At 43.1% G+C, this 22,247-nt stretch carries 19 protein-coding genes; 5 read left to right on the plus strand and 14 right to left on the minus strand.

The annotated features are described in order from the left end of the window. Window positions 1-2: 2 nt before the first annotated feature. The 4 genes from ACSFC1_RS03090 to glmS form a co-directional block, all read right to left on the minus strand. Window positions 3-2,375 carry a Lon protease family protein gene (locus ACSFC1_RS03090; protein WP_435564659.1) on the minus strand — a complete coding sequence of 791 codons (2,373 nt, stop codon included), beginning with the start codon at window positions 2,373-2,375 and terminating at the stop codon, window positions 3-5. 13 nt (window positions 2,376-2,388) lie between these two features. Beyond that, window positions 2,389-2,592, minus strand: coding sequence for an FmdB family zinc ribbon protein (locus ACSFC1_RS03095; protein WP_435564660.1), 204 nt, complete (start codon window positions 2,590-2,592; stop codon window positions 2,389-2,391). 74 nt (window positions 2,593-2,666) lie between these two features. After that, on the minus strand, window positions 2,667-3,536 hold the full coding sequence (locus ACSFC1_RS03100) for a 4Fe-4S binding protein (RefSeq protein WP_435564661.1): 870 nt from the start codon (window positions 3,534-3,536) through the stop codon (window positions 2,667-2,669). Between the two features lie 33 nt (window positions 3,537-3,569). Further along, the gene (gene glmS, locus ACSFC1_RS03105; protein ID WP_435564662.1) at window positions 3,570-5,366 is read right to left on the minus strand and encodes a glutamine--fructose-6-phosphate transaminase (isomerizing); all 1,797 of its coding nucleotides are present in this window, start codon (window positions 5,364-5,366) and stop codon (window positions 3,570-3,572) included. Window positions 5,367-5,434: 68 nt separating this feature from the next. On the opposite strand from glmS, the gene ACSFC1_RS03110 reads away from it, so the two are divergent. Both ACSFC1_RS03110 and ACSFC1_RS03115 read left to right on the plus strand, forming a co-directional pair. Next, a complete protein-coding gene (locus ACSFC1_RS03110; protein ID WP_435564663.1) occupies window positions 5,435-6,676 on the plus strand; it encodes a 2-hydroxyacyl-CoA dehydratase subunit D in 1,242 nt (413 codons plus the stop codon). Continuing rightward, window positions 6,673-8,364: an acyl-CoA dehydratase activase gene (locus tag ACSFC1_RS03115; protein ID WP_435564664.1), complete on the plus strand. Its 1,692-nt coding sequence runs from the start codon at window positions 6,673-6,675 to the stop codon at window positions 8,362-8,364. Before ACSFC1_RS03110 ends, ACSFC1_RS03115 begins: the two co-directional genes overlap by 4 nt. On the opposite strand, the gene ispE is transcribed toward ACSFC1_RS03115, so the two are convergent. The 9 genes from ispE to ACSFC1_RS03160 all read right to left on the minus strand — a co-directional run bounded on the left by ispE (window position 8,348) and on the right by ACSFC1_RS03160 (window position 16,991). Then, complete coding sequence (gene ispE / locus ACSFC1_RS03120; protein WP_435564665.1) at window positions 8,348-9,160, minus strand: 4-(cytidine 5'-diphospho)-2-C-methyl-D-erythritol kinase; 813 nt, start codon at window positions 9,158-9,160, stop codon at window positions 8,348-8,350. The two genes, ACSFC1_RS03115 and ispE, sit on opposite strands and share 17 nt — an antisense overlap. Further along, window positions 9,112-9,702: an NUDIX domain-containing protein gene (locus ACSFC1_RS03125; RefSeq protein WP_435564666.1), complete on the minus strand. Its 591-nt coding sequence runs from the start codon at window positions 9,700-9,702 to the stop codon at window positions 9,112-9,114. The genes ispE and ACSFC1_RS03125 overlap by 49 nt, the downstream gene beginning before the upstream one ends. A 13-nt stretch (window positions 9,703-9,715) precedes the next feature. Beyond that, on the minus strand, window positions 9,716-10,276 hold the full coding sequence (locus tag ACSFC1_RS03130) for a thymidine kinase (RefSeq protein WP_435564667.1): 561 nt from the start codon (window positions 10,274-10,276) through the stop codon (window positions 9,716-9,718). A 2-nt stretch (window positions 10,277-10,278) separates the two neighbouring features. Next, window positions 10,279-11,142 carry a site-specific tyrosine recombinase/integron integrase gene (gene xerA / locus ACSFC1_RS03135; RefSeq protein WP_435564668.1) on the minus strand — a complete coding sequence of 288 codons (864 nt, stop codon included), beginning with the start codon at window positions 11,140-11,142 and terminating at the stop codon, window positions 10,279-10,281. A gap of 4 nt (window positions 11,143-11,146) precedes the next feature. Beyond that, window positions 11,147-12,421 carry an SLC13 family permease gene (locus tag ACSFC1_RS03140; protein ID WP_435564669.1) on the minus strand — a complete coding sequence of 425 codons (1,275 nt, stop codon included), beginning with the start codon at window positions 12,419-12,421 and terminating at the stop codon, window positions 11,147-11,149. A 19-nt stretch (window positions 12,422-12,440) separates the two neighbouring features. Next, entirely contained in the window at window positions 12,441-13,673 is a 1,233-nt protein-coding gene (locus ACSFC1_RS03145; RefSeq protein WP_435564670.1) for a molybdopterin molybdotransferase MoeA, read from the minus strand. Continuing rightward, window positions 13,663-14,181, minus strand: a complete 519-nt coding sequence (locus ACSFC1_RS03150) for a MogA/MoaB family molybdenum cofactor biosynthesis protein (RefSeq protein ID WP_435564671.1) — start codon at window positions 14,179-14,181, stop codon at window positions 13,663-13,665. Before ACSFC1_RS03150 ends, ACSFC1_RS03145 begins: the two co-directional genes overlap by 11 nt. Continuing rightward, window positions 14,174-16,099, minus strand: a complete 1,926-nt coding sequence (locus ACSFC1_RS03155) for a molybdopterin biosynthesis protein (RefSeq protein WP_435564672.1) — start codon at window positions 16,097-16,099, stop codon at window positions 14,174-14,176. Before ACSFC1_RS03155 ends, ACSFC1_RS03150 begins: the two co-directional genes overlap by 8 nt. 130 nt (window positions 16,100-16,229) lie before the next feature. Beyond that, window positions 16,230-16,991 (minus strand): FMN-binding protein, encoded by a 762-nt coding sequence (locus ACSFC1_RS03160; protein WP_435564673.1) that lies wholly within the window; start codon window positions 16,989-16,991, stop codon window positions 16,230-16,232. A 187-nt stretch (window positions 16,992-17,178) separates the two neighbouring features. Here ACSFC1_RS03160 and ACSFC1_RS03165 point away from each other — a divergent pair, with 187 nt between their 5' ends. After that, a complete protein-coding gene (locus tag ACSFC1_RS03165) occupies window positions 17,179-18,075 on the plus strand; it encodes a radical SAM protein (RefSeq protein ID WP_435564674.1) in 897 nt (298 codons plus the stop codon). A gap of 47 nt (window positions 18,076-18,122) precedes the next feature. Here the strand turns inward: ACSFC1_RS03165 and ACSFC1_RS03170 are convergent, their stop codons facing one another. Further along, window positions 18,123-18,704 (minus strand): hypothetical protein, encoded by a 582-nt coding sequence (locus ACSFC1_RS03170; RefSeq protein WP_435564675.1) that lies wholly within the window; start codon window positions 18,702-18,704, stop codon window positions 18,123-18,125. A 151-nt stretch (window positions 18,705-18,855) separates the two neighbouring features. Between ACSFC1_RS03170 and ACSFC1_RS03175 the strand changes: the two genes are divergently transcribed. Then, window positions 18,856-20,475, plus strand: coding sequence for a DUF4910 domain-containing protein (locus ACSFC1_RS03175; RefSeq protein WP_435564676.1), 1,620 nt, complete (start codon window positions 18,856-18,858; stop codon window positions 20,473-20,475). Between the two features lie 173 nt (window positions 20,476-20,648). After that, the gene (locus ACSFC1_RS03180) at window positions 20,649-22,202 is read left to right on the plus strand and encodes an ABC transporter substrate-binding protein (protein ID WP_435564677.1); all 1,554 of its coding nucleotides are present in this window, start codon (window positions 20,649-20,651) and stop codon (window positions 22,200-22,202) included. The last annotated feature ends 45 nt before the right edge of the window (window positions 22,203-22,247 follow it).

A 22,247-nucleotide genomic window follows, 5' to 3' on the forward strand; every position in this document is an offset into this window, starting at 1 on the left:
ACTCATTTTCTCTTGCGGTCTCTTTTTTGCGATGTTTTCTTCTCTTTTACATTCTCTTTTGCCTTTTTCAAAGCCTTTACAACCAAGTCGTTAACCGAGCCTTTCTCGTAATTACCTGTTTTGGTGAGCTTTCCAGCCTTTATGCCTGTCAGTATCTCTATTGCCTCATCTATGTGTTCGATCGCCCAGATGTGGAACAAACCCTTCTTTATGTCTTCGAGAACTTCATCTTTCAGAAGAAGATTTTTCAAGTTTGCCTTTGGCAGAATCACGCCTTGATTTCCCGTAAGTCCATGAAGCTTACAAGCCCTGTGAAATCCTTCCACCTTCTCTGTGACTCCACCGACTGGCTGTACTTCGCCGTGCTGGTTCATAGACCCTGTTACAGCTATTTCCTGCTTGATCGGTACCTTAGAGATCGCACTTATGAGTGCTATGGCTTCGGCGATCGATGCGCTGTCTCCTTCAACTACTCCATAGACCTGTTCGAAGTTCAACGAGGCGCTTATCGAGAGTGGGAGCAGTTGTGCATACCGTTCACCGAAAAAGCCTTCGAGTGTCAGTACGGCCTTGCTGTGAATCTTGCCACTCAGATTTGCCTCTCTTTGTATATCAACAACCCCGGGTTTACCGAGGTGTACCTTTGCCGTTATCTTCACCGGGATTCCAAAGCTGTGATCAGAAAGGTCATAAACCGTCAATCCATTGACCTGACCTATCCTTGTGCCGGTTGTTTCGACCATAAGATCGTGCGACTTTATCTGAGAATCGTATTTCGTCTGAATGAGATTCACTCTGTCTTCCATTTGAGATATCGCCGTCTTGACATGTTCTTCTCGTACAGTCTTGTCACCGCATCGAGTAGCTATACTGCAAGATTCCCTTATCAAACCACTTATCTCGCCGAAGCGAACAGATAATTTTTCTCTGTCTGCCGCGAGCCTCGATGAGTACCAAAGAATTCTCTCGACCGCTTTTGTGTCGAGATGGGGCAGTTCATGTCTGCAGCATGAAGAAGAGATGAAACCAAGATATTTCTTGACATTCTCCTCATTCACATCCAGTTCCCAGTCGAACTCACTTTTCACTCTGAAGAGTTTTCTGACATCTTCATCGTAGGTGTACATCAGATAGTAGATCCTTGGCGAGGCGATCAAAAAGATCTTGACATTCAACGGTATTGGCTGTGGTCTAAGAGAAACAATATTCGAAAAGCCAAGAGCGCTTTCAAGATTTTCTATGGTTATCTCTTCAGAGAGAAGTGCTCTTTTGAGATATTCCCATGCATATGGGTTTCTCAACAGACTTTCAGCTTCGAGTATCAAAAAGCCCCCATTTGCCCTGTGCAGTGCACCAGCCTTTATGAAGGTGAAATCGGTGAAGAGCATTCCAGCCCTGCTGTAGTATTCTACTTTGCCAGCCAGATTTGAATAAGTTGGATTTCTTTCGAAGATCACTGGTGCACCTGTGATGTGAGAGTTGTCGACAATTAAGTTTACAGAGTACCTTTTCTTGTAAAGCTGTCTTACTTCAGGATCTTCGCTTCTCAGATCGCTCAGATTGTTCAGAACATCGTTTTCAACATCTGTCAGGTACTGAGTTATGTCATAGCTGAATTCGTACTGTTTACGCATCTCGTCGAAAAGAGCTCCAACTGTGAATAGTGCCGCGTATTTGTCCAGTTCTCTGAGTTTTTCTTTGTATTCCCGATCGAGTTTTCTCGATTTGTACAATGTTCCCTCTATCACGTGCTTTAACTTTCTGCCATTCTCACCGATGCTTTGTTTCACTTCCTCAGGTAGAGATTCAAGTATTTCTGGTGTAACCGGCTTTCCTTCAAAGATTGGGACACTGACAACACCGGTTGGAGTCAGCTGAACCGAAAAACCGAGTTCTTTTGCTTTCTCTTGAAGCTCTTCCCAGAGCTTTGTTCTTTTGCTCATGTATTCATCTTCGAGCTCCGACTTTTTGGCTGCATAATCTTCGCTCTCAAAGATCTTCTCAATCGACTCAATTACTTCTTCTGAAAGCTTCTGCATATCGGACTTGAACTGAGCACCCTTACCATGTTCGAGTGAGATCGCCTTCGGCTCAGAAGGATTTGAAAAGTTGTACACATAGACCCAGTCCTTCGGCGGTGACATCCTTAAGGCTTCCTTTTCAAGGAATGAGGTTATGAAGCTCCTTCTACCAGTCCCTGGCATACCCACTACAAAAACGTTGAAACCTTTTTCATTTATACTCAAGGCATCTTCTACAGCCTTTCTTGCCTTTTCTTGGCCTATGAATCCTTCGATCGGTTCAATCTCCACACTCGTTTGGAAATTTGGTAGGTAAGGACATCTGTACACCAGGTTCTGGTATTCAACCTTCATTGTGTATTCCTCCTCAATGGCTTGATGAACAGCCAGAGCATCCACTACAATTATTGGAAGAACATGAGGAACTCCCTTTGCCCTTTATCTGTATATGCGGAAGCTGTTTTTTCATCCTTTCTCCGCACTCTGGGCAATCTGGGTCTTGATCGTTCATCTTCATCAACATCTTGTGTTCCTTTTGGCATTTCTCACAGAAATATCTGTAAATTGGCATCACACTCACTCCTTACTATAGGCAGTTTGAGACCTTGCCTTGTTCTGTCGCCTCTTGATGCATCATTTTTTCCCTCAAAGGTGAAGAGCACCCTTAGGACAGCTTTTCACGCATTCCATGCACAAAATGCATTCTGTTCCGTTCTCTCTGCTTCTTCTTGTGTCTAAAATATCTACGTTCATCGGGCATACTTTCTTGCATCTTTTGCAGGAGACACACTTTTCACTGTCTGTTTTTATCCTAAGTAGAGAAAAATAACTTGCTGGCTTCAAGAAAACAGTTACAGGACAGATATATTTACAAAATGCCCTGTTATCTTTCAATGCGAAAGCCAATACTACTCCAACTACATAGTATATTATATTTCCCACGACAAAACTCCAGAACATCACGGTCTCAATGTCACGAATTTTCAATAAGAACAGTGTGATCACAAACAAAAGCGAGAGAAAGAATAAGACGTACCGCATGATGGATAGTCCCTTTATTCGAGGATTTTCAGGCATCCTGTAAGGCAACAAATCCAAGACCGCGGCAGTCCAGCAGGCATATCCACACCATCCTCTTCCAAACAGCAGTGGACCAAAGATCTTTGCCACAGCGTAGTGTATCACCGCCGCTTGAAATACCCCCATGAACAAATAGTACCAGAAACCTTCTAACTGCATATTCTCGCGGCATATAAGCCCAAGATAAACAAGCATGTAAAATCCTACGCCAAACTGTACGAACTGTCTTGAGTATCTGTATTTTTTGATCATTAAGAAGATGCCAAAAGATACAACAAGACCTATGTACATGAAATTGAAAAGGTAGAAGATATTATCAGACCAAATCCATAAACCTATCGACACACTGACAAAGATCAAAAGCATGTATATGGGTATTTTATATCTTCTCAGATTCTTCACCTCACGATCAAGAAACTCTATGATTGTTTTCAAAGCTGTTCAACACTGAACCAGACTGTTGTCCTTTCAGTCCACCGTCACCGTTTTTGAAAGATTTCTTGGAAGATCGGGATTCACACCATTTTTGACCGAAAGATGGTATGCAAAGAGTTGAAGAGGTACAACCGAAAGAAACGGTGACAGATACCATGGGCAGTCTGGGTATTCGATGATCTTTGTTGCATTTGCGAATATCTCATCTGATTTGTTGCTCAAAACTACCGCAGTGCCCTTTCTACAAGTTACCTCGTTTATATGCGATATGATCATGTTTGCCTGAGAACTGTGTGTGATAAAGAAAACTGGGTAGTTTTCACAGACCGAAGACAAAGGACCATGCTTGAACTCTGAAGAATAAACACCTTCTATATGATTGTACACAACTTCCTTTATCTTCAAAGCTCCCTCGAGTGCGATTCCATGACTGATACCATACCCAAGCATGTAGGAGTTCGAGAAGTCTATCTCAGAGTTTAGAAGCTCTTGCACCTGTGGCAAGCTCGTCTGCAGGGCGTCTTTGAGAAGAGTTGGCAGTGTTTTTATGTCTTTCATGTACACGTCATCGAAACTCATCTTTGATGCCAAATAGTAAAGAACTACGAGTTCATTCATAAAGGTCTTGGTGGCAGGCACGGAGATCTCAAGCTCACAGCACAACGGTATATTCAAAAGACTTCTCATCATGACCGTTGATCCCATTACGTTCACAATCGACAAAACCGTGGTTTTGTCCTCGATGGCGTTCAGTACGTTTATCACGTCCTTTGTTTCACCACTCTGAGAGATGAGTATGACGACATCTTCCTTTGAAACGGAGTCTGAGTAGTTTTCAAGAAACCTACCAGCCTCGACGGCGATTGCAACTTTCCTCGATAGTTTGTTAAAAAGATAGCTTCCAACCAGTGCCGCATGGTAAGAACTGCCTGCTCCAACCAAAAAGATGTGTCTTGAGCGTGAGAGAATGTTCGTGTATCGGGAAAGGTCCATATCGAATCTGAGAAATTCAAGGAGTGCGGAGACCTTCTCGGGTTGTTCGTAGATTTCCTTTATCATGTAATGATCATAGCCAAGCTTTGATGTAGCTTCAGCAGATATGTCCATGACTTGAGGTTCTCTCTCTATTGGCTGACCTGTTTTGATATCACGAATTGTGAATCTGTTGTGGGTGAATTCGACGTACTCACCATCTTTCAAAGGTACTATTCTTCTGGTCAAAGGGATGATAGATGGCAGATCTGAAGAGGCACAGATGAAATCATTTCCAACACCGAGATAGAGCGAAGAGCCGCGCTTAACACAATACATCTTGTCATCGTCGATGCGAGTTATCACACAAGCGAAGTCACCCTTCAGCAATTCTGCGGCTTTCTGGATTGCTACATTCATTTCTCTGTACTGATCGTAGAATTTTTCTATGGCGTGGACGACTATCTCACCATCGTTTTCACTTCTGATAGTGTGGTTCTCCTCTAAGAAACTCTTTCTGAGTTGTACCATGTTGATTATGTTTCCATTGTGGGCACCAACCATATCTTTGTCACAGTCATAATGTGGTTGTGAGTTTTTTTGAGAAGGCGTGCCAAAGGTTGCCCATCTCAATTGAGCGATGCCCTTAAATCCCTTGAGTTCGTTGAATTTCAATCTTTCACTCACTTCGTCAACGATACCGACATCTTTGCGAAGTTCAACCTTTCCATCAATGGTTATGGCAGATATCCCAACTGAGTCATACCCTCTGTAGACCAGTCTCTGCGCAGCTTCTGTTAAGATCTTGCCCAGATTTTCCTTTTCTTCTTTGTAGATTATCCCAAAGACTCCACACACATTTTTCACCCCATTCAAGAGTTTTTTCACAGAGTATAGTATACTGTTTTTCGGCAACGGAGGTATTCATGAGTAAAAAGAGCGTTGGATTTGGGAAAGTTTTGAGAAAATACATGAACAAGCCCAATGTGGCAAGAAGAATTTTGTCTGTTGCTATTTCAGCAGAACTGGCAAGGAGAAAGGTTGTTGCCGGTGTACGCAATGACTTCGTGAGCTGGATGGATTATCATGCACTGCACGCAGTCAACGGTGCACTCAGCGGCGTTAAGACAGCTTGGGTGAATCTGTTCTTTCCGGTGGAGATCTTGCTCTCTTTTGGCGTGAACTGTGTTTCTGCTGAAGGACTTGCCGGGATGTTTGCAGCGATGTATTTGGAGGATATACCGATCAGCAGAGCAGAAAGTTTTGGAATCTCCAGAAATCTGTGTACCTTTCACAGAACGGGTGTCGGTATATCGCTTCTTAAGGTTTTGCCAAAGCCTATCTTTGTCGCGACGACAAATATACTGTGCGATGGCAACATGCCAACCTTCAACACCTATTCGGTTTTGAACAACATTCCCATCTATGTGATAGATGTTCCTAGGTATGAAAGTAGCCAGAATGAGAGTTATCTTTCAAAACAACTTGAAAACTTAGTCTATAACCTCGAGAATCACTTGGGTAGAAGATTTGATTATTCAAAATTAGTTGATGCCTTGAGGAGGGAAAAAGAGAGCTTCGAAATACTCAGAGAGTTCTATCCAAGGCTTTGTGAAAGTCCACTGTCCATGGAACTGTACCAACATGTCAATGTTTTGTATGCGTTTCACATGAGGCCTAATCAGCTTGTGAAGGCTGTGAGATCTCTGACGGAAACGAAGGCTGTGCTCGACAAAAAGATAAGATTGCTTTGGCTTCACATGATACCGTACTACGACAACGAGCTGTACAAGATTTTCTCTAAGAACTCACCTTATGCTGTTGTGACGAGCGAGTTTGAATGGGACTGGTTGTATTGGTACCCAGATCCAGAAAAACCGTTCATCTCTCTGGCGCAGAAAGTTTTGAAAAACCCAGAGATTGGAGATCTTCAAAGGAGGGCACAGTTCGTAACGAAGTTAGCTCAAGACTTCAAAGTAAATGGTGTGATTCACTTCAACCACTGGGGTTGTAAGCAATCTTCTGGTTCTGTATTCCTTCTCAAGGAAGTCTTTGAAGAACAGGGCATACCTTTTCTGGCATTAGATGGAGATTGTGTCGATCACACCAATCAATCGATTGGACAATACAAAACGCGCATAGAGGCTTTCTTGGAGATGATTAGATGATCGTTTACAACTGCCCTATGATGCCGTTTGAGTTTTTCAAAACACTTGAAGTTCCATACAGAAGAATCAAAGAGAGTGGATGTGAATTTGACAGGCTCAGTCCAAATCTGTGTTCTTTCTGTAAGAGATCTATTTCGTTGATCGACAAAGACGATGTACTCGTATGGGTAGATTCTTGCGACTCTTCGAGGAGAGCGGCAGATTTCTTGAAAAAAACCAACAAAGTCTTCGAACTGCATATTCCAGTGGTTTCAGACGAAGGCGCTGTCTTGAAGTTGGCAGATGAACTGAGAGCACTTTGGCAATTCTTGAACTCAATTTATGGTGAGAGATCGTATGAGAAGCTGACCCAAACTCACAGAGAGATTCAAAGAGACCTTCAACTGCTTGGGAAGTTCATGGATGAAGATCTGAAAGAAGCAGTTCAGGTATATGAAAGGATTACGAATGAAAAGTGGGTTGCATCGATCCAAGGTTCCAACACAAAGGTTTTGGTTATAGGAGCACCTGTTGATGAAAAGATCTGTAAGATCATCGAAAAAAACAATGGTTTTGTGCTGAATGCGACCTGCTCTGGACCATTCGCACTTCTTTCAGAGATTGTTGACACAGGTGATCCTTTCAAAAATATAGCACACAGAATACTCCACAGGGATTTGATGTGTATGAGAGCAGCAAATCAAAGAAGGCTTTCAACTTTGATTGAGACGCTAAAGCCAGATTTGATCGTCTTGCACACCGTCAAATTCTGCGATTTTTACAGTTTTGACGAGAGAGAGTTGAAGCAATTGGGTGTGCCGTTCGTCGCCATCGAGAACGATCTGACCAGCTCTTCGAACGCTCAGATCGAGACTCGTATACAAGCTTTGATGGAACTGGCAAAAGACCACAAGAGCAACAATAACGGTGAATACGAACTTTTTGCCGGGATCGACAGTGGATCGACTACAACAAAGATTGCTGTAATCGATCAAAAGGCAGTGTTGCTGTATCAAAAGGTGACTAAAACAGGCGCTTACCCGGCACTGACAGCGAAGAGACTGTACGAAGAGATGCTCAAAGATTCGAAAATTCCTGCAGAAAAGGTCTATCTTGTGGCTACTGGATATGGAAGGGCTTCATTGAACTTCGCTAACGAACAGGTAACGGAGATCACCTGTCATGCAAAGGGTGTGCAGTACTTTTTTCCATCTGTGAGAACGATCATCGACATAGGTGGACAAGACAGCAAGGTGATAAAGGTTGACAATGGTCAGGTTGTTGAGTTCGTCATGAATGACAAGTGTGCCGCTGGAACGGGAAGATTTCTCGAGGTAATGGCGAATGTTTTGGATGTTCCTTTACAGAAGATAGGAAGATTGTCTTTGAACCACAGAAATGAAATAGACATCAGCAGCGTGTGTACAGTTTTTGCAGAATCAGAAGTTGTATCACTCAGAGCCATGGGACATACAAGAGAAGATATACTATACGCAATTCACAGAGCGATTGCAAGGCGCATTGGTTCTATGTACGACAGAATCAAGGGTGCACCGCCTGTGATCCTGACAGGTGGAGTGGCACTCAACGAGGGCTTAAAAGCAGCACTCGAGGCATTGTTAAAGGTTCCAACTGAAGTTCCGACTCAGCCTGTGATCACTGGTGCGCTGGGCGCAGCGGTCATTGGGCTTCTCAAAAACCGGCGTTAAAGGCATACTCACCACCGTGACTGTGAACCGCAAAGATACAAGATCCTGTGCCTGTCATCATGGCAACAATGGGGTTTTCCAACCATGCGTTGTTGAGATTGGTGGATATCTCAGGATATAGAGAACAAATGGGCTTTTGAAAGACGTTGTAAGAAAGAGATTTTATAGACTGTGTGTCGTGATTTCTATAGGCATCGTAGAGTTTTTCAATTGGTTTTGGTCCTCTGTCAAAGTTATCTGGTGTGAGCATTGAGTAGGCATCTTTGGTTGAAATCTTGATCTTCGAGCAGAAGAGATTGACGGTGTAACCAATGAGTGGTTCGAGGTGAGTTATTCTTTCACCCCTTCCTTCGACTAAGGCAGTGCCTCCATCTATTAGAAAAGGTACATCAGAACCAACCTTCTGTGCCATGAAGACGATCTCGTCTTTGGGAATCTTCAACTTTCTCGAAAGGAATCTGAGCGTCGCGGCAGCATCTGAGCTACCGCCACCGAGCCCAGAACCTATCGGTATCTTCTTGGTCAATCTCACCTTCATACCAAAGTCCATTCTGTAATACCGACAAACAGTCTCGAAGGCTTTTTCAATCAAGTTTTGACCTTCGATTGCCACAGTGGACTCTATCTCGATACCGAGATTGTCTGTCAGCCTAAACTCAAGCAAATCACACAGATCTATTGTTTGAAAGATTCCAACGATGTTGTGAAACCCATCTTCACGCTTTGAAAGTACATCTAAGTACAAGTTCAGCTTTGCATAAGCTCTTTCAACTTCACAACGGTCAGATATGACCATCCCTCCAAGTTCTTTTCGAGCTCATCAAATGAATCGAGTGATCTGAATGCGTGTTCAAACATATCTGGTTCATTCAAACCATAGAAGATGACGGTTGCGAGATACAAAAGACCCACGTGCACGCGGCTGACAGAAGATGCCGTATCGTTTATCAGACCGATGTATTTCAAATCGAGGAGCTGCACCTTTACCTCTTCATTTATCTCTCTTGTCATACCATTCACGAACGCCTGCCATGGATCTGGGCTGTCTTCAAATCTTATGTGACCGCCGACGCCGACCGAGTATTTGTTGTGAAGTCTTTTTTCACCTTGTTTGTCAGTTCTTCGAAGTAAGAGAATGCCTTGATCGGTTTTCATCACCACATAGGGTATGACCTGTCTAAGCTCTTCGTCGTATTCTGCAAAGTCCCTTGTGATGAATCTGCCTTGTTCTTCGATGATCTTCTTGATATGATCGATCTTCACTTCGATAACACCCTTTTCCCCATTTGTCAATCTTTCGACTTCATGAGTCGGAATGACCAAGACTTTTTCTTGCAAGATAAAGCCTCCTTTACTCTTTTGCGGAAGATATGAGTTGATTGTAACAGTCTCTGCAGACAGCTATGTACTTTTCTTTTCCTCCAACGTCTATCTCTGAGTCATCCTTGACCAACTTGTATGTAAGTGTTGCATTGTACTCACCGCAGAGATTGCAGACAGCCCGCTTCTTGATGATCTCCGTGGCAAGTGACATCAAAAGTGCCGTTGTTTCAAAGGGGTTTTGTTTGAAGGTCATATCGAGCCCCGCGCAGAAGACATTCACATTCTTGTCCAAAAGATCTCTCACTATTCTGACTAAATCTTTATCAAAGAACTGCACTTCATCGAAAAAAATAGCTTCCACTGGGTGGTTCATATAGCGCAAAATATCACTGGCTTTCTCAACGGCAATGGCTTCTACTTCGAGACCTGCATGTGTTTTGACGGCAGTTGTGCCGTACCTGTTGTCGAGTGCTGGTTTGAAGATAATCACTCTCTTTTTACCCAATTTGTATATCTCCACGTAAGAGAGCAGTTCGGTAGTCTTTCCTGAATACATAGGTCCTACGATCAATGTCAATTTTCCCGCCATCTTCAACCCTCCTGAAGAAGTTTGTTCACCGCATCGACTTTTTCTTGGTCCACGACGTGCAGATACACACTGGTTGTAGACAGATTGGAATGACCCAAGAGATCTTGAACAACTCTTATGTTCACGCCTCTTTGAAGAAGATGTGTTGCAAAAGAATGCCTCAGCGTGTGGGGATGGATTCTTTTTGTTATCCCACATGCCTTAGCATACCGCCTTATGATTCTGAAAACCGTGCTTGGATGTATTCTCATCGTTCTGCCAAAGAGGAAGTCTGAGGAAGTTCTCTCACTTTTGCTGAGATATTCTCTCAACTCTGTGGTGAGTTGGCCATTCAGTGGAACGATTCTGTCTTTCTTGCCCTTACCCATGTTGATCCTCACACAAGCCGGTGAAAAGGATAGATCTTCAACCTTCAGATTACACAGTTCGCTCACTCTCAAACCGCAGAGATAGAGTAGAGACAAAATCAGATGATCTCGGTCGTTGGCCTTTGAAACTTCGAGCAGTCTTTGTACTTCATGGAGCGTTAAGAAGTCTGGCATTCTCCTGTATGATTTTGGGTTTTTTATACTCTGCCAAGGATTAGTGCTGCAGGTTCCTTTTAAAACGAGGTAGTTTGCAAAACTTCTGAGTGAACAGAGTTTTCTAGCCAAAGAACTCGATGTGAGCCTTCTGTCTTTGGATTTCGAAAGGAATTTGACATATTCTTCTGCTACCTCTCTTGAAAGATCTTTTAGCTGCAGCCCTTTTTTTGTCAAAAAATCGATGAACTGATTTACATCACCCATATAGGCTATGACTGTGTGGTCAGAGAGTCTTCTTATGTGTGATAAGTACTCAGAAAAATCTCTTACGATCTCTTGCAATCTCTCACCATCCAATCGCGTTCATCACTATCACATACAAGTTCACCACAGCGAGCATCAAGATACTCTTTGGCATCATTTTCTTGGAGAAATCTGCAAAACTAATAGTCTTGTTGGTGTACTTTTTCACCAAGGAGACGCCGACGATATTCACAGCAGCACCAATCGTTGTCCCGTTGGCACCTAATGATGCACCAAGTGAGAGTGCCCACCAGAAATTGGTGTTTGAGTATGCTGCAACAAGTGATTGAACAACAGGCACCAAAACAACCGTTGCCGGGACAGCACTCAGAAACATCGCTGCGAACCCAGAAAACCATACTAATGCCGTCAAGAGAAGGTATTGTGATCGAATGGAGGCAAAAGCGTTCGCCAGATAGCCAATTACTCCCACTTCTCTCATGACATAAGTTATCATGAACAGGCCTATGAGGAAAAAGAGAGTATCCCACTCAACCTCTTTTGCAGCGTCTTCAAAAGATTTTCCAAATATGAGCAGTGAGATAGTTGCGCCAGCCATGGAGATCAATGACATCTCGTAGCCTAACACTTTGTGAAGGGTGAATGCGGTTATCACCGAGAGAAAGACGATGAGCAATGCTGCTGTTTTCTTTTTGTCTATTATAGCTGCCTTTGGGTCTGTAGCTGCGAGTTGTCTCAACTTTTGTTGTATCTCTTCATCTTTAGAGACCCCCCCAAACCAAGCGTAGACTTGAAGCATGAGTATGATGATGGCTACAGGCGCAAGGTGCACTATAAAACTTGTAAAACTGAGTTTGCTCACAGAACCGATGATGATGTTCGGTGGATCACCGATCATCGTAGATGCACCTCCGATGTTGGAGGCGACTATCGCTATGGTCATCAAATTCACCGGATCGAGATCAACGACATCGCATATGAAGAGCAGTATTGGTGCAAATATCAAGACTGTTGTCACGTTGTCCAAGAAGGCAGATAATAAAGCAACAACGATCATGATTATTGAAAGCGTTCTTCTAATATCTCCTTTTCCCAATCTCACTGCATAGACTGCGACAAACTGGAAAAATCCGGCTGCTTTGAGCATACCAACTATTATCATCATCCCCATGAGAAGTCCTATTGTGTTGAAGTCTATGAATCTTGAAAGGTTCTCAAGATTCATGGTTTTCGAAATCCCGGTAAAACTGACCAGCAATGCCATCAAAAAGACCATCACAGATGTTTTGAATTTGCTGCTCAGAATGAAGTAGTATGTCACACAGAAAAGCACGATCATAAAAATCTGACTGAACATTTGAGATCACCTCTTCAGATCAGAGAGAGTACAGTTCAACCAGCTGGCCAGTGTAAATTCCTTCCACTTGTGCTGGTATTCTCACAACCCCGTCTGCCATAGCGATGTTTGAAACATGAGCAGTCTCGCTGAAAAGTGGATCTGCCAAGATCTCATCTTTTTCATATCTTAGTTTCACCCTAACGAAATGCTCTCTGCCCTGTATTGAAGGTACATTCTTAGTTATTCGTACCATGCCAATGGGTTTTGGTATGAACTCACTTTCGTTTTCAAGTTTTCTCAGAGTTGGCAACAGGAAAAATCTACTGCTCACATAGAAAGAAACAGGGTTTCCAGGCAGTCCCAAGATAGGTTTTGTACCAGCCAAAGCAAAGATCGTCGGTTTTCCAGGCTGTACCATAACACCATGATATACTATGCCAGAGTTCCCAAGTCTTTCTATGGCTTTTGCTGTGTAATCTCTTGTCCCAATAGAACTACCACCTGCTATCACGATGATGTCGTAATCATCAATGCAAGCCTTCATAACATTGTAAAGAGATTCTTCGTTGTCTCTGACGTGTCCAACCCTATGGGCAGAAAATCCCAAGGCTTTCAACCAAGTGACCAATGAATAGGTGTTGCTGTCTCTGACTTGAGTGAATGTACAGTCCTGCCACGGTTCGACTATCTCATCTCCTGTAGAGATAACCGCTATTCTTGCACGTCTGTATACGTTGATTTCAGTTATTCCGAGTTGAAGCAAAAGCTGAATGTGTCCTATTCTCACCCTTGTACTGGCTGTCAAAACTATTTCATTCTTTTTGATATCTTCATCGTATTTCATCACATTCTCCCAGATGCCAACAGGTTTTGTAACTTCAACGAATTCGCCGAAGCTCTGCGTGTGCTCGACCATTACAACGGCATCTGCTCCCGCTGGCAGAGCACCGCCAGTTGGTATCCAGGCAGCTTCACCACTCTGCAAAGAACGGTCTGGTTTTTCCCCAATACGAACTTCAAAGGCGTTTTTCAAAATGGCAGGCAGATTTGCCGATGCACCCTTTGTATCCGATGCTTTCACGGCATAACCGTCTACTAAGGACTTGTTGAAACCTGGTAGATCTTCCTTTGCGAAAATGTTTTGAGCGCAAACTGAACCCAATGAAGCTGTTGTTTCGATCGTATGTTTTTGATCTATAGGTTTGATCTTTGAAATGAAGTTTTCGTAGATCTCTTGAACACTGGCAAATCTGAGAAATTCAATTTTCATGATCTCTCACCAGTTTTTCTCTTTGCTCGGCACAATCACTCATAGATCCCTTTATTTTCTCGAGTGCATGAGGTATCACTGGCAAGATCGCTTCAAGATTTTCACTCACAGCCTTCGGACTGCCAGGAAGATTGATTATAAGAGTCTGATCCCTAATTCCCACAACCGCACGAGAGAGCATGCCAAGTGGTGTATATTTAAGTGATTCGTTGATCATGGCTATCTCCATGCCGTGAATTCTCTTTTCCACAACTGCAAGAGTGGCTTCGGGTGTGACATCTCTTGGAGAAAGCCCTGTACCACCAGTTGTGATGATCAAGTCATATTTGTTCTCGCAGAGATTCAAAAGCTCATCTCTTATCAACTCGAATTCGTCGGGCAGAATTTTATAAGACTCCACAACGGCATCTATCTTCTTGAGCATTTGGATGATCAACTTACCACTCTCGTCCTCTCTCTGCCCCTTAAAGCCCTTGTCACTCATGGTAAGCACAGCCACTTTAATCATTCTGGTCACCTCTGATGATCTGACCTACATTTGAAAGATCATACCCCTGCCATGTCAACGCATTGTTGCGAAATTCTTGTGAAAGAAGTATGTTCATAATCAATTCAAATCGATCATCTTTGCTGAATTCAGTTAAGATGAGCAGATCATATTCTTCCCAGTAGAGTGGTATGAAGTCGAGGTCCATTATCTGAGCCGCTGAAGCAACACCAAGTCCTACGTCTGCCAAGCCTTTTTTTATTTTCAGTGCAAGACTTATATGTGTGAACTCCTCATCATCGTACCCATTTATCTGCATTGGGTCTATACCGAGTACCGACAGATGATAGTCGAGCAAGATTCTCGTGCCTGACGCCTTTTGTCTGTTGACGAACCTTACATCCTTTCTCACAAGATCAAAGAGATCTTTAATGCCTTTTGGGTTTGATCTTTGAACGATCAAACCTTGATTGCGCTTCAGAAATTTCACAAGCACGAAATCCTTCAGGTATTTTTTCAAATAAGGAAGGTTGTAAGTACCAGACTGTGGGTCAAAGAGATGAAGACCACCGATGTGCGCGTATTCTTTCGCGATGGCAATCAGTCCACCCATGCTACCGACATTCGTTATGGCAATGGTTGTGGTGAAATCTTTCTCTTTGACCATGTCTGCTAAGATCGACAAGAGTGGATCATGACTCCCAATGAAAAGTATGTTTTTATCGATCTCTTCGATTGACTTACACGTTTTCACAATCGCTTTTTGACCTTCGTCAAGCACCTCCACCCCTTTCGGTACAACGATCGTTCCATCCATTCTTGCCAGGGCGTCCATCGATGCTGCTCCTCTTTTCAAGGGAACGAAAACGTACCTGTCTTTGACCTTCGAGAGACTCACTCTTATGTATTCATCTTCGCTTATTGAAGAGAAGATTCTGCGCGTTGAAATAGCTTCTACAACAGTTTCATTGACTGGGGTAATCCTGAGTTTCTGTAGAGCTATGGGTTTTACTATCTGCTCGAGTACAACATAACAAGAACCTGGATAACCAGGTAACCCTATCACTGGCTTGCCGTTGACCGTTGCTAAAATCGTGGGTTTGCCAGGTCTTATGTTCAAACCATGGGCTATGACCTGTCCAAGTTCTTCAAGAACGTGGTATGAGTAATCAAAACTACCAGCAGATGAGCCGGCGTTCAGCAAGATCATGTCATAAGATGAAATCGCTTCAAAAAGGGTGGACAGTACAGATTCATATTTGTCCTCAACAACTGGGTGTATTTCTACATCTACAGCTGGATCGATTTGACTTAAATGGCTTTTAATGAGTGTTGAATTGGTTTCTGGTATAAAGCCTTCTTTCAATTCGCTTTCTGGACTCACAATTTCAGTGCCTGTCGGAATGACAATCACCTTCAGTTTCTTCAAGACTTCAACTTCAAAGACACCTGCGGCTAATAGAAGTGACAGATCATACGGTTTTAGGTGATGATAACGTGTGAAGATCATGTCTTTCTCAGATAGATCTTCACCGATCAAGCGTACGTTGTGAAAAGCGGGCACAGATTCAAAGATCTGAATGTGATCATCGTCTATTATGTGAATGTTTTCGATCATTATCACAGCATCGAAAGGTGGCTCAAGTGGATTGCCTGTGTTGACAAACTTGAACTGGTTTTTAGAAAGGATCTTAGGGTTTGTTTTGCAGGCACCAATTGTATCAACGCTTCTAACCATTATTCCATCCATCGCTGCGCTGTTGTAGGTAGGCACACTTCTGTTTGCGTACACGGGTTTAGCGAGAACTCTACCCAAAGCTTGCGTTGTAGGTATGGTCTCCCCCTGAGGTGTGAAAAAGCCACAATCTTGGAGTCTTTTGATGTACTCTCCCAAAGCGTCAGACAGGTTGAGTTTTTTCAGATATATCTTTCTCTCCAAGTGTTATACCTCCACAAGAAAGATTTTATACCAGTATGCTGGTTTGAGAAGAATCAAAGCAGTTGCGAGGAAGGAAGAATTTTCACTGTGGCAAAATAAATAGAAGAAAGTGGGAGATAACTCTCCCACTCTAATCTTCTCTTGTCTTTGCAGAATCAAGAGCCCTTTGAATTGCTTGAAGCCACTGCTTGGAACTCACTGTGGCTCCGGTATAGGCATCTACCTGTAAGCTTTGTTTTTCGACCACTCTCTTGGCAATTTCCTCCCTGGCTTGGTGGTATGGAGGGTAAGGGTACTCACTTGGTTTGAGCGTAAAGATCTGTCTATTTGCCTCATCGTAGACGGGTTTGCCATCTTTGAGTTGTGGGGTTGCCTCGTTGAGTTCTACTTTTATTATTTTGTCGTTTTCGATCGTAACCCAAGCCAAGCCGTAGCCAAATCCTCCTTGATCTGAAACACCCATGAAAGTGCCATTGAAGTACTCAGTGTCAGCCTTGTCGTTTCTGGCTTTTTCGAGTGCGAACTTGACTGCCTCTATCGCTTTCTTGGAAGAACTCGTTGCACCCGTGAAGGTGTCTACGTTCCAGGTGTTCTTCTCAACAAATCTTTTTGCCATTTCTTTGTGCATCTCTTCTAACAAAGGAAATCTCAAACCATAGACATTGTAGAGCTTTTCCACTCCAAGACCATCGAATTCTTTGATCGTCACGTTGGTGATCTTCTCGTCTTTGAGCGTTACAAAGACTTGTACGTAACCATATTTGTCGCCTTGAGAGACAGCTTGAAAGGTTCCAGCTCTGTAGGTTTTCACCGTACTGGTCGCGGCTATCAATAACAGAGCACCAACAACAGCAAGCGCGTAGACAGTATAGACCAAGATCTGCTTTACCAAATGACTCACCTCCTTAGAGGGTTTAAATGCTAACGAATTAATGAAAAATCAAAAGGGTATCGTCGAATTAGAATAAGATGGAATCTATCACACTTTTATGTTACTTGCTCTGCCTGATATGTCAAGTTACAATTTGTAGTGTCTACCATTCTTCTTCATTCAGCAAAGGTATTATACTCATTGGGTGATGAAGGTGAAGCCCAGTTATTTGGAGATTGGCATAGATCAACTGTCAAGAAGGGCAGATCTTCTTTATTCAAAGATGAGAAATTGCGAGTTGTGTCCAAGAAGGTGTCATGTAGACAGACTGAGCGGAGAAACTGGTTTCTGTGGTGTTGCAGATATTCCGTTTGTTGCAAGCTATGGACCTCATTTTGGCGAGGAAAGTTTTCTGGTCGGAACTAATGGCTCTGGTACGATATTTTTCAGTGGGTGCAATCTTGCTTGTGTTTTTTGCCAGAACTGGGAGATAAGTCAGGCTCGTGAGGGTAGAAAAATAACGATTGAAGAACTTGCCACGATCATGTTGAAAATACAATCCTTCGGTTGTCACAATCTGAACCTGGTGACTCCTACACACCAAATAGCGATGATACTCAAAGCCCTGGTGATCGCTGTGCAAAAGGGCTTCACTTTACCTGTTTTATACAACTGTGGAGGTTATGAATCTTCTGAAACTCTCAGATTGCTCGATGGCATAGTCGATATCTACATGCCAGATTTCAAGTATGGTGACAATGAGTCAGCTCTTCTTTACTCTGGTGTTCCTGATTATGTAGAGATTTCAACAAGCGCCCTAAAAGAGATGTATCAGCAGGTTGGTCCGCTCACAGTAGAAACAGGCATCGCTGTGCGCGGTGTTTTTGTGCGCCATCTTGTGCTTCCAAAGGATCTTACAAAGAGTCAGAAGGTTTTTCAAACCATCGCATCGATAAGCAAAGAAATCCCTGTGAACGTGATGAATCAATATTACCCAGCGCACAGAGCTTATGAATACGAAGAGCTCTCAAGAAGAATCTATCCAAGTGAGTTTGAAAAGGCTATCTCTGCAGCAAGGGATCTTGGACTGAGGATAGTTAGATGAAAATAAAGAGCGCCGGCTTTCGCCGGCGTCCTCGAGGGGGTGGGGGGTTATTGGAGGTATGCTCTCAACGCTTCTTCAAAATCGTCGTCCAAGAGTATTCCCAATCCAAAACCTGGTCTTTCAACTGCTTGGAACTGCCTGTTCATCATCTTTTCTCTCAAAGGTTTCACTGCATCTCTTTCAAAGGGGCTCTGTGGCATAGATTTTCTCTGATTGTATTGCTGTGCGAACTCTCTAAATCTGTTCATGTAGTGCTGTTGTAGATTCTGAAGCTGTGAAACCTTTATTATGTCGGCGATCTTCTTTTCAGCGGTTTGCAAGATCTCTGCACGCTTTTGATTCAGTTCTCTCCTCTTTGATGCAAATTCATTGAGTGTCATTGATTTGGAATTTCCAAGCAGATCTTTGTAATCACTCTCAAGTTGTGCAAGTTGTTCTTTTGTTTCATCGATCACATTGAGCAACTGTTGTGCTTGTTCTTTCGAAAGATCTAATGCCTTGATGATCTCAGTGCAGGAAAGTTGTTTGTTCAGTTGCAGCATGTTTCCATAGCCCTTTCCAAATCCTGCTGCAAGAGTAAACGTTGCGACCAAAACCAAACTCATGACTAAAAGTACTGCCTTTTTCATACCTTCACCTCCGTGTAGTTTTTTGTGTTCACTATAATTGTCTGATTTTGAAAGTCGTATGTTCTACTTTTTAAGAAAACTCTAATAATGCCACGGTTTTTCGCAAGATATTTCTCAAAAAGAGTACAATTCTCATAAGGAGGGTGAGATGGTGATAAACGAATACGAAGTCTTTGAAACGGTCAGATTCATTTCGTCCTTTCACAGAGTAAGGGGAAGCGATGAATACAAAAGACTTTTGGATAGGCTAATCGAAATGCTTCTTGGATGGGGTATCAAGAGAGAACAGATCGAGGTCATCGAGTACCCCACTGGTGGAATCAAGTACGGTAACTTCGATTCGACAATGGTGTGGAACATAAGAGACGCTGAGCTGTGGCTTGAAGATCCTAGAATCTTTATCAATTCCTTTGGAGCGTGCAAGACCAGTGTGCTCTTTGGAAGCAACCCGACCAATGGCTGGCAGTCCTTAGAACTGGTTGACGAAGAATACAGAGGAGACTTTTCTAACAAAGCAGTCCTTGTCAATGAAAATCCTTCTAAAGCCTTCAAAAAGTATGTAAAACAGCTTGGAGCTAAGTGCTTGATCGTCTATTACATGAGGGCTCAAGATGAATCCATTGGTAGAACCCCCGAAAAGATGCCTCAGACAGTTAATTATCTGTCGTTACCACACACACTTGAAGACAGTAAAGAGGGTGCCTTTGGTTTTTCGGTGAGTTTTGACCAGTTCAAATTTCTCAAAAAGTTTGCAAACAGAGGTAACAAAGTACGACTTTTTGTCGATAGTGAGCTGGAAGCGGGTAATTTGCAGGTTCTTCGCGTGAGATTTTCCAATCGCGGCATGAAAAAGATTGGTGTTGTCGCTCATTTGTGTCATCCAAACCCCGGTGCCAATGACAACGCCTCAGGATCTGCTTTGGCATTACATCTTTGCAGAGAACTCTTGGGCATGAAGACGGCTGTCGGTGTGGATATCATTCTCTTACCGGAGTTCTACGGTAGCTTGCCTTATGCGGCAGAGAATTCATATGACTGTGTGATCAATCTCGATATGGTGGGAGAAGATCAACAAAAAACAGGTTCCACTCTATCTTTGCACGAAACACCTCCTTTGCTTTTGAATTATTACGATGAGCTTTTGTTTGAATCTCTCATGATCTATGCACCATTTAGTTCGGAGTCACCAGCAAGAAGATTTTTCAGATCGAGATTCAAAAGTGGTTCGGACCACGTTGTTTTTGAGAATTACGGTGTGCCATCGCCTTTCATAGGTCAGTGGCCAGATAAGTACTATCACACCAACGAAGACACACCGGATAAATGCGACCCAGTTATGTTCAAGTGGGTTGGTCAGGCTGTGTTGAGAACACTTGAACTGTCAGAAGATCCGCCAAGACACATTTTAGAAGTTGCGCAGGCACAGGCAAAAGCATTCTTGATTAAGCTGGAAAACCAGCCTGGGTTTGACCTCATAAGAACTGTTATGATGGAAAAAAAGACTAAGCCTTCGAAAGATCTGAAATCTAAGAAAAAAATAGTGCCTTCCAAAGAAGGTCCTCTTGGTTATGAATGGCTTGACAAAGCAGGCGAGTTGTCGGAGAAGAGATATGTGGTGGACTTGGGTGAAATTCTCAACTTGGGTGCACGCTATTTACAAGATTACGATGCTTCGATATCCTTTGCGGCAAATTACATTGGAGCAGACAAAAAGGAGACCAAAGATATTCTCGATATTCTGATCAAGAATGATTTCATACATACCGTTTGAGCTGTGACGATCTTTGTGCACTCGATGTATAACCATATAATCATCAATTGTTATACTTTTGTCATTACAAAGCTAATATCAGATGACCTTTATGAACAATTGACTATCCACGTGAACTTGTGGTAAATTATTTGGTGTGGTTAGTTACCAAAATAACTCAAGGGGGTGTGTTTATGAGGAAGTTTCTACTGGTCTTTGCCGCGATAGTCGCATCGCTCTTTGTTTTTGCACAAACTCCAAAAAGAGGCGGTGTACTTTACGACTACTGGACTACTGATCGAATGATCTTTGATCCACAAGAAGACACCTACTTGCAGACTTATGCGATGGCTCGATTGCTCTTCAGCACGCTCGTGAGGTACAAAGGCGAGACACTTGAACTGGAACCAGAACTACTCGCAAAGATGCCAGAAGTTTCTCAAGATGGCCTTGTCTACACATTTGAACTGAAGAAGGGAATCAAGTTTCACGACGGAAAGACAGAGCTGACAACCGATGATGTCAAGTTCACTATCGAAAGAATGCTCAATCCAAAGGGCAGAGGTGCGAGCAAATGGTTGTTTGAACCAATCCTTGGTGCAAAGGCTTTCATGAAAGGTGAAAGCACATCACTCGAGGGCTTTAAGAAGATCGACGATTACAAGTTCCAGATCGTTCTTGAAAAACCATATGCTCCTTTCCTGCAAAATCTTGCCGTCCCAGCGGCGAGCATCTTCTCTCAAAAACTCGTAACTGCTGCTGGAGATAGCTGGAAGCTGAAACCTGTCGGAACAGGTCCGTTCAGGTTAAAAATGCACACACCAAACACAGAAATGGTCTTCGAGAGGAATCCATACTACTTTGAAGAAGGTTTACCATACCTCGATGGTATCGTCTACAGAGTTATACCAGACTCTGCCGTAGCGTTGATGGAATTTGAAGCTGGCACACTCGATGTTGTGACCATACCGGTTCTGGAATATGAAAGGATTAAGAAGACAGGCAAGTACAACATTATCGAAAAAGAGGCACTCAACACTTACTATTTCATAATGAACCTCAAAGATCCAAAGTGGTCAAATCCATTGCTCAGGAAGGCAATGGCTCTGGCTATCAACAAAGAAGAACTTGCAAAATCACTCTTTGGACCTCGAGCTACGGTTGCAACCAGTTTTGTGACACCGGGTATACCAGGCTCTTACCCACTTGGAGAAGGTCCTGCCTATGAATACAACCCACAAGAAGCTAAGAAGATCGTTGCACAACTTGGAAATATAGGCAAAGTGACCGCATGGCAATCAGGTGGAGATACACTCAGCGATGCAAATGTGATCATTCAAGCTATGGCAAAAGAAGTGGGAATAGATTTGGAGATAATCCCCACCGAAAGAGCTGCGTTCCGCCAAGCGAGGAATGAAGGAAAGATACCTGCAAGCTATGGCAACTGGTGGGCTGACATTCCCGATGCTGACAACTACATAGGTGTCTTCTTCGGAGAGGGTAACCAGATGTCCTCAGGTTACGACAACAAAGAAATTCAAGAGCTGATCAAGAAGGCAGCTATCGAAGTGAATCCTGAAAAGAGAAACCAGATGTACAGAGAAATAGAGTACAAGATAGTAAGGGAAGATGTCGCTGTCATACCGTTGTTCCATCTGAAATACTTACTCGCTACCCAGAAGAATGTACATGGTGTTATAGCTCATCCAACTGGTATAACGATGTACTTGTACGCTTACAAGCAATGACAATTCGGGTGGGGGTTATCCCCACCCTTTTCAGGAGGATATAAG

Origin of the sequence: Pseudothermotoga sp. U03pept, assembly GCF_051235805.1 — a bacterium.
In the GTDB taxonomy this organism is placed as follows: domain Bacteria; phylum Thermotogota; class Thermotogae; order Thermotogales; family DSM-5069; genus Pseudothermotoga_B.